At 50.6% G+C, this 16400-nt stretch carries 14 protein-coding genes and 1 pseudogene; 7 read left to right on the forward strand and 8 right to left on the reverse strand.

Going from position 1 to position 16400, the window contains the following annotated elements:
* The first annotated feature begins 53 nt into the window (after positions 1–53).
* Complete coding sequence (locus tag PDUR_RS08525; protein ID WP_042205901.1) at positions 54–560, forward strand: MerR family transcriptional regulator; 507 nt, start codon at positions 54–56, stop codon at positions 558–560.
* A gap of 170 nt (positions 561–730) precedes the next feature.
* On the opposite strand, the gene PDUR_RS08530 is transcribed toward PDUR_RS08525, so the two are convergent.
* From PDUR_RS08530 to PDUR_RS29110, 8 genes and pseudogenes are all read right to left on the reverse strand, one after another.
* A complete protein-coding gene (locus PDUR_RS08530; protein WP_042205902.1) occupies positions 731–1696 on the reverse strand; it encodes a phosphotransferase family protein in 966 nt (321 codons plus the stop codon).
* 169 nt (positions 1697–1865) lie between these two features.
* A pseudogene (locus PDUR_RS29740) lies at positions 1866–1998 on the reverse strand (IS110 family transposase); the annotation flags it as partial.
* A gap of 117 nt (positions 1999–2115) precedes the next feature.
* Positions 2116–3465, reverse strand: coding sequence for an allantoinase (locus PDUR_RS08535; protein WP_042205903.1), 1350 nt, complete (start codon positions 3463–3465; stop codon positions 2116–2118).
* 11 nt (positions 3466–3476) lie between these two features.
* Positions 3477–4940: an NCS1 family nucleobase:cation symporter-1 gene (locus PDUR_RS08540; RefSeq protein WP_042205904.1), complete on the reverse strand. Its 1464-nt coding sequence runs from the start codon at positions 4938–4940 to the stop codon at positions 3477–3479.
* A 400-nt stretch (positions 4941–5340) separates the two neighbouring features.
* A complete protein-coding gene (locus PDUR_RS08545) occupies positions 5341–6339 on the reverse strand; it encodes a hypothetical protein (protein WP_156130375.1) in 999 nt (332 codons plus the stop codon).
* Positions 6340–6521: 182 nt separating this feature from the next.
* The gene (locus tag PDUR_RS08550; protein ID WP_042205906.1) at positions 6522–6746 is read right to left on the reverse strand and encodes a hypothetical protein; all 225 of its coding nucleotides are present in this window, start codon (positions 6744–6746) and stop codon (positions 6522–6524) included.
* Positions 6736–7026 (reverse strand): hypothetical protein, encoded by a 291-nt coding sequence (locus tag PDUR_RS08555; protein WP_042205907.1) that lies wholly within the window; start codon positions 7024–7026, stop codon positions 6736–6738. Before PDUR_RS08555 ends, PDUR_RS08550 begins: the two co-directional genes overlap by 11 nt.
* Before the next feature lie 56 nt (positions 7027–7082).
* Positions 7083–11819, reverse strand: coding sequence for an HAD-IC family P-type ATPase (locus tag PDUR_RS29110; protein ID WP_042205908.1), 4737 nt, complete (start codon positions 11817–11819; stop codon positions 7083–7085).
* 167 nt (positions 11820–11986) lie between these two features.
* Here PDUR_RS29110 and PDUR_RS08565 point away from each other — a divergent pair, with 167 nt between their 5' ends.
* The 6 genes from PDUR_RS08565 (at position 11987) to PDUR_RS08590 (ending at position 16008) form a co-directional block, all read left to right on the forward strand.
* Positions 11987–12211, forward strand: a complete 225-nt coding sequence (locus PDUR_RS08565; protein ID WP_042205909.1) for a hypothetical protein — start codon at positions 11987–11989, stop codon at positions 12209–12211.
* A 68-nt stretch (positions 12212–12279) separates the two neighbouring features.
* Complete coding sequence (locus PDUR_RS08570) at positions 12280–12621, forward strand: hypothetical protein (RefSeq protein WP_042205910.1); 342 nt, start codon at positions 12280–12282, stop codon at positions 12619–12621.
* Positions 12622–12723: 102 nt separating this feature from the next.
* The gene (gene ytfJ / locus PDUR_RS08575) at positions 12724–13086 is read left to right on the forward strand and encodes a GerW family sporulation protein (protein ID WP_042205911.1); all 363 of its coding nucleotides are present in this window, start codon (positions 12724–12726) and stop codon (positions 13084–13086) included.
* 261 nt (positions 13087–13347) lie between these two features.
* Complete coding sequence (locus PDUR_RS08580; protein WP_081949441.1) at positions 13348–14427, forward strand: ABC transporter ATP-binding protein; 1080 nt, start codon at positions 13348–13350, stop codon at positions 14425–14427.
* Entirely contained in the window at positions 14424–15227 is an 804-nt protein-coding gene (locus PDUR_RS08585; protein WP_042205912.1) for an ABC transporter permease, read from the forward strand. The genes PDUR_RS08580 and PDUR_RS08585 overlap by 4 nt, the downstream gene beginning before the upstream one ends.
* Complete coding sequence (locus tag PDUR_RS08590) at positions 15211–16008, forward strand: ABC transporter permease (RefSeq protein WP_042205913.1); 798 nt, start codon at positions 15211–15213, stop codon at positions 16006–16008. The genes PDUR_RS08585 and PDUR_RS08590 overlap by 17 nt, the downstream gene beginning before the upstream one ends.
* Positions 16009–16400: the final 392 nt, after the last annotated feature.

A 16400-nucleotide genomic window follows, 5' to 3' on the forward strand; every position in this document is an offset into this window, starting at 1 on the left:
CCAGCACCAAGATGTATAATGCACAAAAAAAGCAATCTCCGGGAGGGAACAGGATGATGGCAGAGCAAACCTTTACAATGAAGCAAACCGCCGAGCAAACCGGAATTTCCGAGGATACGATCCGTTATTACGAAAAGATCGCGCTGCTACCCCGGGCGGACCGGAAGGACAACGGGCACCGCATCTACCGGCAGGAGGACATCAATACGATCCGGCTGATATCCTGCCTGAAAAAAACGGGGATGCCGCTGGAGAAAATGCGGCCGTTTTTGGCGGTTTCCGCCGACACCGATCCCGCGGAATATCCCGAACTGGTGGAGCACATAAGGAGCCACCGGGAAAATATCGTCAGCCAAATCGCCTCGCTGCAGCAGGTCGTCGATTTTATCGACATGAAGCTGGAGGAGGGAAGATACCGCCGGGACTGCTCAGATGAAAGCCAGGACGGCGTGTCGGAGAAACTGAGGGGGGAACCGAAATCAAAGCCCGTCTCACCTGTTGAGATGAGTTATTTTTCTGTATCAGCCAAAACGGGAAAGCCACCGGCTTCCGTAAAATAAGCTCGAAACATCATAAGAGAGAAAGTGCAGGAGACTTTGGCGGCCTTAAGAAATATCTATGCTCTAAGCACCTTAATGAGTGCTTGAAATATACATTAGCATATAAAGTCAAAACCACTCCTAAAGAATGGAGTGGTTTTCTATCGTTTTCTTTACCTCAATGCAAGAAGCTAGTATGCAAGTAAGTCCAATGTTTTTTCAATTTCGGTGTCAATAGCAAGACCCCACCCTTCGGGAATATTAGGTTTATTTATTAGATGGAGCATGGTCGCTACATCAGCAATCTTTGAATAGATATACCATTCTTTAGGTAAAGGCTCTTTTGCCTTACTGTTATAGCCTTCAAAAAAAGCGGAGATGGTTTCTGTACCGATATATCTTTCGACATTAGTTCTTGTCCTAAAAAATTTACCTATATCATAAAACACAGGTGCAGAAAAACAATACTCATAATCTATAAAACAGGTTTGCAATGAAGGGGTAACAATGATATTAGAAAAAATGAAATCACCATGAGAAAAAACATGTTTTGAAGCAACTTGTTTTAATAACTCTGCATTGCAGTTAATAAAATGGAGGAATTTCTCTTTTGTTGAAGGTTTAATATGTATACCAGCTAATCCATTAAAAAGAGTGTGATACTGGCTCGTTATAGGTTCAAAATTTTCTTTAATACGCAAATTTTCATCAAGTAGTGCCATATGCGTGTATTCAGTTTGATGTAACAATGCCAGAGAACCGCTAATACTGCGAACAACACTATTAGGAAATCCATTGTTCTCGGTAATAAATTCTCCAAGAGTAAAACCTTCAATAAATTCCATGATTATGTAAGAGTTAGGAATTAATTGCTTGCTATTGTCAAAGAAATAAATTTCGGGGACTCGTATCATTGTTCTCGCATAGTTATACGCTGCGATTTCAAGTTGGCTGTGGTCATTGTTAAGTGGATAAATCCTTAACACATACTTTTTCGTATTGCCTTCTAACTGTACAACATAATTGCTTGTACTCATCCCCCTAGTTAACGGAGCAATGCTGTTAATGATTGCTTTTCGATTAAACGTTGTAACTAATGATTCTAATGTATTAGAAGCTAAGGTTTGAAATTCAAATAGTCTTTCATCTTTACTCAACTCTTTGCAACCTCCTTTTATTGCTAGATTGATGCCTTATGAACCCTTAATAACATTGTACCATATACTGGAATTGACATATTATCGTGTCGCTAACCGTGCTTCTTGTCAATCCTGCGAATCATCAACTGGTGAAATAACGCCGTTAAGCTGCTTGCGGACACACTTTAGCTGTAGCCAGATTTAGACCTGCATGGCGAAGCAAGGCATTTCCGTGCGCATGACCGCTTAGATCACCGGCTTCCCCTAACACCCGCCAAGCTCGTAGCATTTACTCCTCGAATGGAAAGCATCTTCTTGGCAGTAGAGGAAGGGGTCTTTTCTCCAATTATTGATAAAGCAAAAAGCCGACAATTTGTCGGCTAAAGAGGAGGAGCTTATTCTGCCCGAATGTCCCGAGCTTACTTCACCCAAATGAGCTACCGAACCATTTCACCGGAGCATTCGCCTTGAATGCCATGCCTACGGTCGTACACCACTTTTCCCCGGCTTAGGGTCATTTGTACAGCGCATTTCAGTGTATGCCCAATGTAAAGGCTGTGCGGATGTTTGGAAAGCAGATCTTCCTGCTCAACTGTTCGTTCCAGATTCATATCCAACAGGACCAAATCGGCGTCAAAACCGGCAGATATAGCCCCTTTATGAGGATATAACCCAAACCGCTTGGCCGGATTCGTTGATAGATATTTGGAGATTTGCGGCAGCGGTATATTTCGGTTCAGATGAGCTTCGGTCACCATGGTCTCCAGGGAGAACTGGCCTCCTGAAATCCCGCCCCAAACTTCAAACATATTATCCGGATGATCAAATTTCATAAAGGAAGGACATGGAGAGTGATCCGAGGTAATCATATCGATCTTTCCATTCCCGAGCTGCTCCCATAATTGTTCCTTGGCCTGATTGTTCCGCAGCGGCGGGGCGCATTTGGCGGAAGGGCCGATCCGTTCAAAATCATCTTCTGTGAACAGCAGGTAATGGGGGCAGGTTTCAAGCGTCACGTCCAATCCGCTTTGCTTCGCGCATTCGATCATTTCCACGGTCTTCGGATGGCTGATATGAACAAAATGCAGCGGACAACCCGTCTCTTCAGCATACAGCAAGGCGCGGCTGACCGCTTCCATCTCGGCAAGCGGGGGGCGGGATTCCACATAATCACGGACCGAGACACGTCCGTTTGAACATTTTTCCCGGGTCAATTCTTGCGTGATTGCCTCACTTTCCGCATGCAGCGCCAGAACTTTATTCAACTTGGATATTTTTTCCATTCCCCGGTAAAGGGTCATTTCATCCACTCGCCCAAACTCGGAGCCTGCGGAGGACATGAACGCCTTAAAGCCAATGGCCCCCTGTTCCGCCATTCCTTCCAGTTCATTCAGGTTCCCCGGGACTAAGCCGCCCCACAGCGCATAATCCACATAAGAATTCCTGTTAGCCAATGATTGTTTTTCAATAAGCGTGGCTGCGGTTGTCGTGGGGGGATTGCCATTGAGCGGCATGTCAAAATAGGTGGTAATTCCCCCTGCCGCGATCAGCCGGGACCCATTCTGAAACCCTTCCCAGTCCGCACGGTTCGGCTCATCAAAATGAACATGAATATCGATCATCCCCGGCATGATCGTCAGGCCCGAGGCGTCGATCACGTTCCCGCCGGCGTCGATATTTTCGCTTAATTCAACAATAATCCCATCAAGAATGCCGATATCAAGAAGACGCACGCCGTCTTCCAAGACGACGTGCCCTCCTTTAACGACCAGATCATGTTTTTTCAATTCGTATCACCTCAAACCGATTTTTGAATGAGGGACTTTTTGCTTTCATTCATTGCCATCTCAGCCGGCGGATGCAGTCTCATCAGGGCAACATACGTAACGAAAGCAAACAAAACCCCTACAAACCAGGAAATATCGTACAAGTATTTTAGCGAAGGAACAAACTGCCCAATCAGGGATACGAAGGCTCCAATGGCGGTTGCCACAAATGCGCGGTAGTTATAGCCTTTGTAATACGTATATTTCCCATTTAACTTGTAAAGGTCTTCTACCTCCAGTGTTCGCTTCCGGATGATGAAGTAATCGGCGAACATGACCCCGGCTACAGGTCCGAGCGCTCCGCCAATGGTGCCCAAGAAGGCAAAGATGCTGGTAGATTGCTCCATCATTTTCCACGGTACAGTCAACAAAGACAGGAAAGCCGCAATATATCCTCCGCGCTTGAATGTGATCCATTTCGGGAACAGATTGGCCAGATCGTAAGCAGGCGAAACAATATTGGCAGCCACATTAACGGAAACCGATGCCATGCACAGCGTAATTACGGAAACAGCAATAATAAACGGATGATTGAAGTATTTGAGAATTTCCACAACATCCCAGATCGGTTCGCCAAAAGCAACCTGAGAGCCGGACGTAACGGTAATGCTTGCGAAAGCGAATAAAATGAAGGTACCCGGTAATCCCCAAAATTGTCCCTTGATTTGTTCTTTTTGGGATTTTGCAAAACGGGTGAAATCAGGAATATTTAAAATCAGAGTCGCCCAAATGCCGATGATCCCGGTAACAGATGCTACAAACACCCAGAATAGTTCGTTGAATGATTGAAACTTACTCGCCTGAGCATAGATCGGGCCCAGTCCGCCGGCGATGTCAATCGCCCACCAAACCATGCCGCCAAAGACGACATACACTAAAGGTCCTGCCCACACCTCAAACTTTTTGATCGACTCCATTCCATGATGCAGGACAAGAACATTCAAACCCCAGAACAGAAGGAAAGACAGCAGTCCGGGCAGGTGAAGACCAAGCAGATTCCAGTCTCCTCCGAGCGTTCCCCAACCATCCCAGACGTTTAGCAGTAGGATGTTAAGCGCGGTGCTTCCGGCAAATGCTTGAATGCCAAACCACATAATGGCAACAAAACCGCGAAGGAGTGCAGGAATATTTGCTCCGAGAACACCATAGGACGATCGAATAAATACCGGAAACGGAATGGCGTATTTTGCGCCCGCATGCCCATTTAACGAAAGCGCTGCGTACAAAATCAGCGAAGCGACCAGGATTACCGCCAAAACCTGCCAAGGAGACATGCCGATAGCAATGAGTCCGCCAACAGTCGCATAGGTCGGTATGTTATGAATACAACCCATCCAGATGGAAGCAAAGTTAAAAGCCTTCCAATTTCGTTCTTCCGGTTTAACCGGTAATAAATCTGTGTTGCTGAGGGACGGAGAAAAATTTTTGGGTTCCATTCCAACCAACCTTTCTTTAAATGTTAGTGATATTAACATGTTCGGGCAAGCAAACCTTCTTGATGGCATTAGTATAAGGCAAAAATTTTAATTATTCATTATTTAAACTCAACAAAAGAAAATTAGAAAATTATTCACTTTGCATAAAAAAATGAGGGGGGATAGGTAATTATTGAAGATTAAGGAAGGTTATCAGATATTAACGAGTTGGCCGATTCCTTGAAATGTAAGAAAAACTGCCGCTAAAACGAGGTCTATCTTTCGTGGGAGTAATGCATTGGTAGAAGTTTTTTATTTGCAAGTTATATATTGTTACATGATTAACTTGGAATTGAGGAAGGACAGAACCGGCCTAAAATGAAAAACAGCGCCAGCCTGGTGGCTGGCGCTGTTTTGCTGCTTAATTGAAACCTCGAACGTTACAGTATTTCTTGAGCAGGTTATGAGTATCCAGCATGAATTCTTTTTTGACATTCATTCCTTCCGGGGAGAGGCCAAGCCGGTTGTACAGTTCGTCTTTGTAAGACGTCCACCATCCGGTGCGTCCGGTATCCTGGGTGATCCGATAGTCCGCAAGCGATATCCATTCGAGGATGGGGTGGATGGCTTCTTTATGGAAGCCTTCTTCAATGAGCTGTTTGATTCCATTATAATGGTAATCTCTTTTGGGCGGATTGATCCCGTGGTAATCGGCAGTTTGGACTTTTATACAGTAGTCATACGTTTCCATCATTCTTGTTGAAAAGTGCAATGCTTCGTTCTTTGTTATGCCGCGGCATCCAAATAATAGCTCGAACATCCCGGCATCGCTATTCGCGCCAAGCAGCTCCAGGGATCGTTTGGCTTGAATGAGCAGCTTTCTTGCGCTGGGATCGAGGGTGCAGGCAGCCAGCGGGATTAAAGCGATGGTCCGGTATTGCATAAAAGAACGAATAAAATCTCCGAATTGATCCGTTTGGATCGCCTGCTCTAATGATCTTGATTTATTTTCCCAAAGCAGCTTCACCCTTCTTAAAACATAGTCCTTCTTCTCCAGATCAGGAATTACCTGATTTTTCAGTTCGCCGAACCAGCCGTGGGGGTCATATAAAATTATCGAGTTTTTAATGTTATGCGGCTTGGAAAAATGGCACATGATCTCTTCAAAATCATTATAGTGCTCATACGGTTCCCAGACCCAATCCACCGCGATCCCCTCTTCAAGCGTTGCATACATTTTGAAATCGCGTAAGGTATCCTTATAAATGAAATGCAGATCAATATCTGAATGGGCATCCGAGTCCCCTCTGCCAACGGACGAGCAGACAAATATGGATAATACGTCGTTCTTATACAAATCCAAAGATTTCATGACTAGCCTCTGTGCAACCTCTGCCCTTAACCGGCTGTGAATATTCAAACAATTACCTCCCTTAAAATAACGTTTTGGTGAACGCAAAAAAACCGCAGAAAACCAGGGACTTGATCTTTCACACAAGTCGCCTGGCGCCTGCGGCCCCAAACGGTAGGCATCCAATCTGGATGCGTCCGGCTATTGCCGGATTTACATAGCTCGATGATAATACAGTTTTGTACCGAAGGTCAACGGATTTTGGCAAAAGAGATCCAACTGAGCAGGTTGACCCGTGACTTTTTCCCCTTATCCTTCACCATACCGTAGAACTGGCCTAAAAAATGCTCCCACTTGCCGCCGATCTCCTTGCTGGAGGCTTGATTGTCCATCACGCTATGTATGCTTTGATTGATGGCTTCCTCCAAATGCGCCAGCGCTTCCTGAAGATGCTGATCAATGGCTTCATTCTGCATGAAGTGTGCCTCCGGTCTCTTCGAATGAAGCGGATTCCGCAGAAATATCCTGATCGAGCTTCTTTCTCATCCGTTCGAATTGGGCTTCGGCGACAATGTCTTCCATTTCATCGCGAGCGATTTGCATGGCGTATTGGATACGTTCCGTCAAACCTGCGGCACCTTGCATCCCGGTAGCTGCAAGCGGCTTTAAGGTGTTTTTCACAATCGGCCAAAGCGTGGAGGCTGCAAAAGCGAGAGCAGTGCCCACAATAAGTCTGTCCGCGTTTCTTTCCAGCATGTTCGGTAACCTCCCTAAAGTTGATATGGAAATGATATGAAAAGCCTATCCCGCAGCTAGGCCGCGGAATAGGAGAGGGCAGCCATGCCCGTCGTCTGGTCCTTCCTTTCGAGTAAGGACAGGATCGGCTTCGAGAGCCAGGAAATCGAACCTGCGACGAGCAGGATTGGCCCCCAGAGCTGCAGGGGAATTGGCGCGGTATGAAAAAACTGGTTGAGTGCAGGCACATACAGCGCGCTCAGTAAGGCGAGCCAGGAGATGCTCAATGCGCCGACCAGGAAGCGGTCTTTACTCCAATCGCTCACCGTTTGCTCGGTGTCTTCCTGGCGCCAGGAGAACGTCTGGATCAGCTGGCCTGCCACCAGCGTCGCGAAAGCGACGCTTTGCGCCACCGCTACTGGCTGCCCGGAGGCCAGAGCCAGACCAAACAGACCGAGCGATCCCGCGCCAAGCAGTACTCCGCGCGTGATAACCTTGCGATACAGCGGCTTGTCCACAATATTTGCCCGTTTCGTCCGCTTCGCTTTGCTGCCTGGGTTGACGGCCAGAACCATGGCCGGCAGCGCGTCCGTCAGCATGTTCATCAGCAAAATTTGAATGGGCACAAGCGGAATCGGCATCCCGGCAATAACGGCAACGCTCGTTACGAGAATTTCCGCAAGATTGCCTGTGAGCAGACAGCCAAGCGCCTTACGGATATTGCCGATAATTGTACGGCCTTCCTTGACCCCCTCAACGATGGAGCCGAAGTGGTCTTCTTTCAATACGATATCGGCGGTTGCTTTACTTACCTCCGTCCCGGCCTGACCCATCGCGATCCCGACGTCCGCCCGCTTGATCGCTGGGCTGTCATTCACGCCATCCCCGGTCATGGCGACGATATGCCCTTTTTTGCGCAGCATGCTGACGATGCGCAGCTTATGCTCCGGCGTCATACGGGCAAAAATGGACACCCGGTCGACAGACTGCTCAAGCTCCTCGTCGCTCATCCGGTCCAGTTCATGACCGGTGAGGACTTGACCCGGCTGGCTGCCGCCCACAATGCCGATTTGCTCGGCGATGGCGATCGCCGTGATCGGATGATCCCCGGTAATCATGACAGGCTTCACGCCGAGAGAGAGCGCTTCTTCGATGCTTTTTTGCACATCGGCCTTCGGCGGGTCGATCATGCCGGCCATGCCGACGTAGATCATATCCCGCTCGTCGAGGTCCGCCTGCTGATCATGTTCATCTGCTTCCAGCGGACGGTAGGCGAAGCCAAGCACACGCAGAGCGCTGGAAGCGAGCCGTTCGCTTTCCTTCAGGATATCCGCTCGAAGCTGCTCGGTGACGGGGTACACTTCGCCGTCCTGCTGATATTTGCTGCAGCGGCGGAGAATCGATTCTACGGAGCCCTTGGAGAAAATGTAACAAGCATGCCCGGACGAAGTGTCCTTGCACATTACGCTCATTTTTCCCGTGCCGGAATCAAAAGGAACCTCCGCGCCGCGATGCCAGTGGGTCAGCTGCTCCGGCTTGACCCCGCCTTTATAGGCCATGGCCAGCAGCGCGCCCTCGGTCGGATCTCCTTGCATCGACCAGTTGTCTCCCTGCTTGACCAATTTGCTGTTATTGCACAAGCAGGCGATCTGCAGGATTCGCTGCAGTTCCGGCTGCGCAGGGGAGCTTTCATACGCCGTGGAATCCGGCAGGCTGGAGCCGCCCTCTGCCCCGCTCTTATCCCGGAAACCGCCCGCCGGGTCGTATCCGCCCCCGGATACCTCCCAGGCACGGCCGATGGCGGCGACTTGCTTGACCGTCATTTCATTTTTCGTCAGCGTGCCGGTCTTATCCGTACAGATGATCGTCGCATGGCCCAGTGTCTCAAGAGCCGACAGCTTGCGGACGAGCGCATTTTTCTTGGACATGCGGAAGATACCCGCGCTCAGCGCGATCGTGATGGTAACCGGAAGCCCCTCGGGAATCGCCGAGGCGACAAGCGTGATCGAGGTGCTCACCAACTGAGGAAACGGAACGCCGCGCAGAAGCCCGGAAACAAATACGATACTTCCGGCGATAAACGCCCATTTGATAAATTTTTTGCTAATGGACGTAACCTTCTCCTGAAGCGGGGTAGTTGTTTTCTCATTGGTTTTGAGCAGCGACATCAGGTGGCCGAATTCCGTATTCATGCCGGTCTGGACAACGACACCCAAAGCTTTTCCCCGGGAGATATCCGTCCCCATATACAGCATGCAGCTGCGCTCAGACAGCGGGCAATCTTCTTCGGCCTCGCTCTCCTGCTTCACGACAGGGACTGATTCGCCGGTTAACGCCGCTTCGTTAACTTCCAGGTTCCATGCACGAATGAGACGAATATCGGCAGGCACCCGGTCCCCTGGCTCAAGGCAGACGATGTCGCCCGGCACCAGGTCGATGGCGCTTATATTTTGTTCCGCACCGTCACGGATGACCTTGCTGGCCGGAGGCTGAAACTGATTCAAGCTTTCGACAATCCGCTCAGCTTTTCGCTCCTGGAACGTGCCGATCGCTGCATTGGCGAGCAGCACGGCGCCCATGGCGAGACCGTCGAACAGTCCGCCCGTAAACAGGGCGAGCACGGAGGTACCCAGCAAAATCAGCGTCGTAAATTCTTTGAACTGGCTAGCATACGAGACAATCCATGGGGTATGCTCTTTTTCGGCCAGCCGATTCATTCCGTACCGGCTGCGCGATTCGTTTACTTGAGCCGCCGTTAAGCCCCGCTGCGCGTTAACCTGAAGCTGCTGCGTGACAGATTCCCAGGGCAAACCATGCCACATGGCGGCTTCTGCCGTCGCTGCCACCTCGTTATGGGCATACGCGGCACTACCTGCATTAGCGGGAAATGCTTGCTGAGCCAGCTTTTGCGTGCGGGAAAGAAAGATCAGCGACAGGGCGTCGTTAGCCAAATTTGCAATTGGGGCGCTAAGCATGCCAAAGGCGGCCAGCAGAGCTCCGAGTACATTCCATTTCTTCGTAATTTGGAAGTGCTCATTTATAGTATTCTCCAGCTTTTGAGCGGATTGTTTGGCGTCCAGCACCCGCTCAAGCTGCTCGAAAGCTACACCGGGGACGCCGGCTTCCATTAAATAGCGGCTGTACTCACCACCGAAAGACTCGCTCACAAGGAGCACGCGGTTTCCTTGTTCATGAAGCTTGGCGATGCGCTCCGCCGCTTCACTGATCGGAGTGTTCAGCCAATCCGTTTGCAGGCCGAGCCGGGCGAGCGCTTCCCGGCCGATGCCGGGGCTATCCTCCAGCACGGCGGCCTGAATGCCCTGCTGCCGTGCCCGCGAGAGCAGTGCCCTGCGCCCGGAATCGAGCTGCTGACTGCGGTAGATCAGTCCTTGGGTTATCCAATTCCCGCCGATTTGCTTCGCCAAGTACAGTACCTCGCAGCCTTTGCTTTCGATCCGTTTAGCTTCAAGATAATACCGCTCAAAGGCAACTCCGTGCCGCTTGCAAAAGCCAAGATTGCCGACGCAATAAGACGTATTGCTGATCAGGCCGCTCATTCCGTCCTCCTCTTCGGCGACGTGGAAGGCCGAACGCAGCGTACGGCAGGTTAGCTTTGCCTTATTCAGCACTTCCTCTTTCCACGGATGCGCGGTTTTTTTCATCAAGCCTGCTGCTAGACATATGATCTTGTCCGGGTCTTCCTCATGTGACACACATTCCGTCTCCTGAATATTCGTCTGCATCAGCAGCGATGTGTCTTCCAGCAGCAGCGTGCCGGTTTGGACCAAATGCGAAAGCGGCGCTCCTTGGGGAAGACTCGGCTGCGCTTCTTTGGAGTAAAGCTCCGCCTGCTGCCAAGCCGTCTTAACCGGAATCGTTGCAGGCCGCGGATTGGCGGCAAGCAGCACCGCGATGGCCCGCAGAGGGCTGCGGGTGAACAGCCAGGTGGCTGCCGCGGCGGCCGCGCCTAAGCGGCCGGCACGCTCGCTGTAGGCTTGAATTTCCGGAGAAAGCGGCTGGGCATCCGTATCGGTCAGCCCGATCCGGCTGCGTTTCCAATTTACATACTGAAGAATGCTTACAGCACCCAATACAACAAGATTTTCCCGGACGAGCGCAAGTCCTAACGCAGCGGTGCCGAGAATCAGATCGGGACTGAGCTTACCCTGCTTGGTGAGATGATTAAAGCCCCTTCGCAGAAAAGGATACCCGGTAACGGCGGCGACCAGCCCGGACATGTAGAAGGGAACGGGGCTTGCGGCCAATGCAGATTTGCCGAACATCAGCTGCTTGGTTCCAAGCACCAGAAGTCCGCCCATCGCAATCGCAAGCGGGAGGGGGACGCCTGGCGGCGAAGCGGACCTGGGATAGACCGGGGCCAAGTTTGTTACCAGCGTTTCGGGTTCAGCCTGTGAATCCGGAATGGAGCTTTCATGCACCGAAGGTTGCACAGGCAGCTCTGGCGTTTCCAAAGAAGCGGCCGCTTCGGCGTATGCCTCCCGCTCGGCAGCTGCATTTTCAGGACCGCCCTGGGATGTTTGAATGCTTGTTTCTTCTTTATCATGGCCGTTATACTTGCTCTCCAGCAGCTCCAGTTGATGCAGCAGTTGGCGCCCTGAAGTTTGCCGTTCGTCATATATAACGAGAATGCGGCCGGTTATCGCGGATGCTTCGGCTTTAGTGACACCCGCCAGGAGCGCCAGATCCTGACGCAAAGACAGCTCTGTTGGCTTGCTGTGCAGCAGACCCGCAAATTCCAGGCGAATACGCCCCGGCAAAAAGCGGATAAACCTGCTATGAGCGGTAATCGACATGAATTTGCTCCTTATAGGGGGGATTTACTGCTTATTTTTACGCAAAAAGTAGTATTTGCAATTTAAACTGGATTATGCGCTGGATTAAAGGAGCTTCATGCATAAAACGCCTTGCTTTGAGAGATAATCTTATCTGCTTAAGTTAATCCTTTTTTTGGAGGGTTCTCATGATAAAATCACGTGCGGGTTTGATATTCGGCGCTGCGGCATTATGGTTGGCATTATCGCCGGAAGCTAGAAAAACCGTGAGGAGATGGGCCGTCAAAGGGACGGAGACCGTGCTCGATTTAACCGAAATGGCGAAGGATGCGGGTACCTCGGCACAAAGCAAGCTGCAGTCGCTAACTACTCGAAATGAGGAGACAATTTCCAAGAATACAGCCGATAACTAATAGTCAAATTGGGCACAATCTGATGAGACCGCAAGATGCGGTTATTTTAATGAATGGAGGGCTTCCTAATGTTCCAAGGCGGATCGCTATGGGCAGGCCTTCTTGCCGGAGGCATGTCGCAGCTTCAGGACACGAAGAGCTTGCAGCAAGGGCAGCTGAGCAAGAAGGAATATACGGCGCACACGGTTGAGAACGTAACCGGGGCTGTCGGCGTAATGGCTGGTGTCGAGTACGGAGCGGTGCTCGGAAGTACGGTGATGCCCGGCGTAGGCACCGTGGTTGGGGCGATGCTTGGAGGCGTACTGGGCGACCGGGTGGGCCGGGTTGTAGGCGGGCAAGCGGGAAGTATGATAAGCCGGAATCCGCTGGTTAACAAGGCTGCTGAGCCGATTAAAGAGGCGGTTCAGTAACAAGAAAGGCGGGGATGCGTCCCCGTCTTCTTTTTTTGACCGTTTGAAGGGATAATATGTTGTCAAGACTAGTTAGCACTTAAGCGATAGAGAGGTGCTTACATGTCCGAGCATATTCATCGGTTGCTGGAGACCGCATTGCCTAATCTGAAAGGCGTTATCGATGCAGAGTCCGTCATCGGAGAACCGATCCAGATACCGGACGGTACCGTCGTAATCCCCATTTGCCGAACCCATTTTGGATTTGTGACCGGGGGCACCGAATTCTCAAGCTCTGCTTCTTCGTCGCTGCCGTTTGGAGGAGGTATAGGAGCGGGCGCGTCCGTAACTCCCGTCGCGTTTCTCATTATCGGTCCTTCCGGAGTCCAGACGGTATTGCTTGATTCGCCCAAAGACATATACAGCCGCATTCTTGATCTGAGTCCGCAACTGCTCGATAAGTTGAAAAGCTTGTTGGACCGGTAACCCTCAAATACTTCTCGTACATATGTAATATTATACTTGCCAGTTTCTTTGTCCGTATGGTAGTATCGGTAGAAATAATTGGAAGGATATCTGGGAAATGGGGCTCAAGTCCGCTGAACCAAGCAAAGCCAGGCGCTGCGAATATGCTGCACGGTGTCACCCACATCATGGCGTCACATCATAGAGTTAAAAGACTTCCGGCAAATTCGTATGCCAGGGTCTTTTTTTTATTTTAGGAGTAAAACCGGGGAGGAACTGTCAATGTCGGCCATACGTGTGCAGGGCTTAAGTAAGGTGTTCAATGTCAAGGAAAAGCGGCAGGGGCTTCGCGGCAGTGTACAGTCTTTGTTCCGGCCTGTATACAAGGAGAAAACAGCGGTGAGGCCGATTGATTTTGCGGTGAAGGAGGGAGAAATCCTGGCCTTTATGGGACCTAACGGGGCGGGAAAATCAACTACGATCAAAATGCTGACCGGTATTCTGCATCCGACATCAGGCCAGGCAGAGGTGCTCGGTCTGTGCCCCTGGAAAGAGCGCGGCAGGCTGGGCTTCGTGGTCGGGTCTGTATTCGGGCAGAAGTCGCAGCTCTGGTATCATCTTCCGCCTGTAGACTCCTTCGAGCTGCTCGGGGCAATCTACGAGCTCCCAAGAACGGACTTCCTGCGCCGCAGAGACGATCTGGCGGAACGCTTCGAGATTGGGCCTTATATGAATACTCCGGTGCGCAGGCTGTCTCTTGGCGAAAGAATGCGCTGTGAGATTGTGGCGGCGCTGCTCCACAGCCCGAGGGTGGTATTCCTGGACGAACCCACCATCGGATTGGATATTGTCGTGAAGCAGAAGATTCGCGACCTGATCGTAGAGATGAACAGGGAGGAAGGAACCACGCTGTTCCTTACCTCTCATGACGCCGGCGATATTGAGCAGTTGTGCAAAAGAGCTATCGTCATCAACCATGGCGATATCATTCTCGATCAGGAGGTATCCCGGATGAAGCGGGATTACCTCACCTACAAAACCATCGAGCTGCGGCTAAAGGAGAAGCCTGCCTCCATGGATCTCCCCGGCGTACAAATCCTGAAGCAGCAGGGGAGCGGGCTGAAGCTTAACGTAGACACCGCAGTTATTAACATCGAAGAGGTTCTTGGATACATCGTCGCCCACTACAGGGTAGAAGATGTAACCATTGAAGATCCTCCTATGGAGGAGATTATCGCCAAAATATACGAGCGCACCGGCGGGGCGCGAGGCTCCTTGGCCGGGTATCCCGCAGGCGCGGAGAAGGAAGCTGCGCATGCAGCCGCTTTTCACCAAGGCAAGGCTTCTGGAGGTTCCTTATGAATGTATCGGTCAAGCTGCGCAAATATCGAGCCGTCAGCCGGATAACGGTCAAAAATCAGTTCATGTATGTTATGGATTTGCTGGTAAGGACGCTGTTTCTTCTCATCATTCTCTATATCTTCATTCAGCTGTGGACCGCCACTTATGCCGGTGCAGGGGAGACCGTCATCGGAGGATACCGCTTCGAGGAATTGATCTGGTATCTGATTTTTTCGGAATCCCTGGTTACGGCTATGCCGAAGCTTCATATTACTGTGGAGGACGAGGTGAAGACGGGCGGCATCGGGTACCTGCTGTGCAGACCTGTGAGCTATATCCTCTACCGGTATGCGGAGTTTGCCGGGGAATTTGCCGTAAGGCTTGTCGTCAACCTGCTGGTGGGAGGCGCCCTGGGTCTAGCGCTTTTCGGCCTCCCGGGCTTCGGATGGGGGTGGCTCGGCTTTGTGCCGGTGGCGGCTGCGGCGGTAACGCTAAATTTTATGATCCGGATGATGCTGGCTCTCTGTGCCTTCTGGGTTGAAGAAATTCAAGGCTTGGTCTTCGTGTACGACAAGCTGCTGTTTACAGTGGGAGGGATGTTGCTCCCCTTGGAGCTGTTTATTGAGCCGTTCCGGAGCATCTGCCGCTGGCTGCCTTTTCAGACCATGATCTACTTTCCGGTCAAGACGGCCGTTCAATTTGAAGCCGGGAGAATGCTTCAGATGCTGGGAATCCAGGCTGCCTGGGGCCTGGTGTTCGGGCTGTTGCTCAGCCTGGTGTACAGGAGAGGGGTGAACAAGCTTAATGTTAACGGCGGTTAAACGAAAATACGGCTTTGTCTTTACAGCATGGAAGCTGAATCTCGCCGGCGCCATGGAGTTTCGCCTCAGCTTCTTCATGACGGCGGGGATGATGGCCTTAAGCAATGCGGTGTTCCTGTTCTTTTGGGCCATGTACTTTCAGCGATTTCCCCTGATCAACGGATGGACCTTGAGCGATGTGATGATGGTCTGGGCCGTCAGCACGGCCGGCTTTGGCATATCTAATATGCTGTTCGGCAATACGCTGCGCATCGCTTTTATCGTGGCGCACGGTGACTTGGATTTGTATCTGGCTCAGCCCAAGCCGGTGCTGCTGAATGTTCTGGTCAACCGGATGTCGCTTACGGCGGTAGGGGATTTTGTGTTCGGGCTGTTGATCTATGCCTGGTTCGGGCAGCATACCCCGCTAGGGCTTATAAAATATGGTGCTGCGGTGCTGCTGGCCGCCATGATCTTCACCTTTTTTAACCTGCTGATCCAGTCTCTTGCCTTCTATATCGGAAATGCGGAAGGAATCGGGTATCAGATGTTTATAGGCTTCTTGTCATTCAGCACCTACCCAACGGATATTTTCAAAAGCTGGGGAAAAATCATGCTGTTTACCATTTTGCCTGCCGGATTCATCAGCTATATGCCGGTCGGTTTCTTGCGGGAGTTCAACTGGGGCTTTATGGGCGGACTGCTGGCTGCGGTAACTGTGCTGGGGACAGGCGCGTTAACGCTGTTCCACCGGGGGCTCGCCCGGTACAGCTCCGGCAACCGGATGGGGCTGAGGGGATGAAGCGGATATCAGCGGGCAGTAGACTCTGGAGAGGTATTTTCGGTTTGCATATAACTTGAAACAGAAGACGGGCAGCGTAAATCCATATGCTGTCCGTCTTCTTTTTTTTAAGCTTTCGTTATGAATTGGCTGCCTGTTGAAACTTTATTGGAAAATTTAGTAAAAACAGATTATATAGTATTAATACATATCTATGTTAATGGAATGTTAAATTTTATAAAAAATGAAATTTAAGGAAAATCATCATTGACATGAAATCCCAGTAAAAGGTACATACATAGTATGAGGCAATAAACCCAAGTAGGATTTGCATCTATAGTCTAGTCTTTCATGAATGGATAGTGTGAGGGTGTATTTGATGTTGGTCAAAGCGAATTTCACTATTTGAGGGG

This window comes from Paenibacillus durus (assembly GCF_000756615.1).
GTDB lineage: Bacteria > Bacillota > Bacilli > Paenibacillales > Paenibacillaceae > Paenibacillus_AQ > Paenibacillus_AQ durus.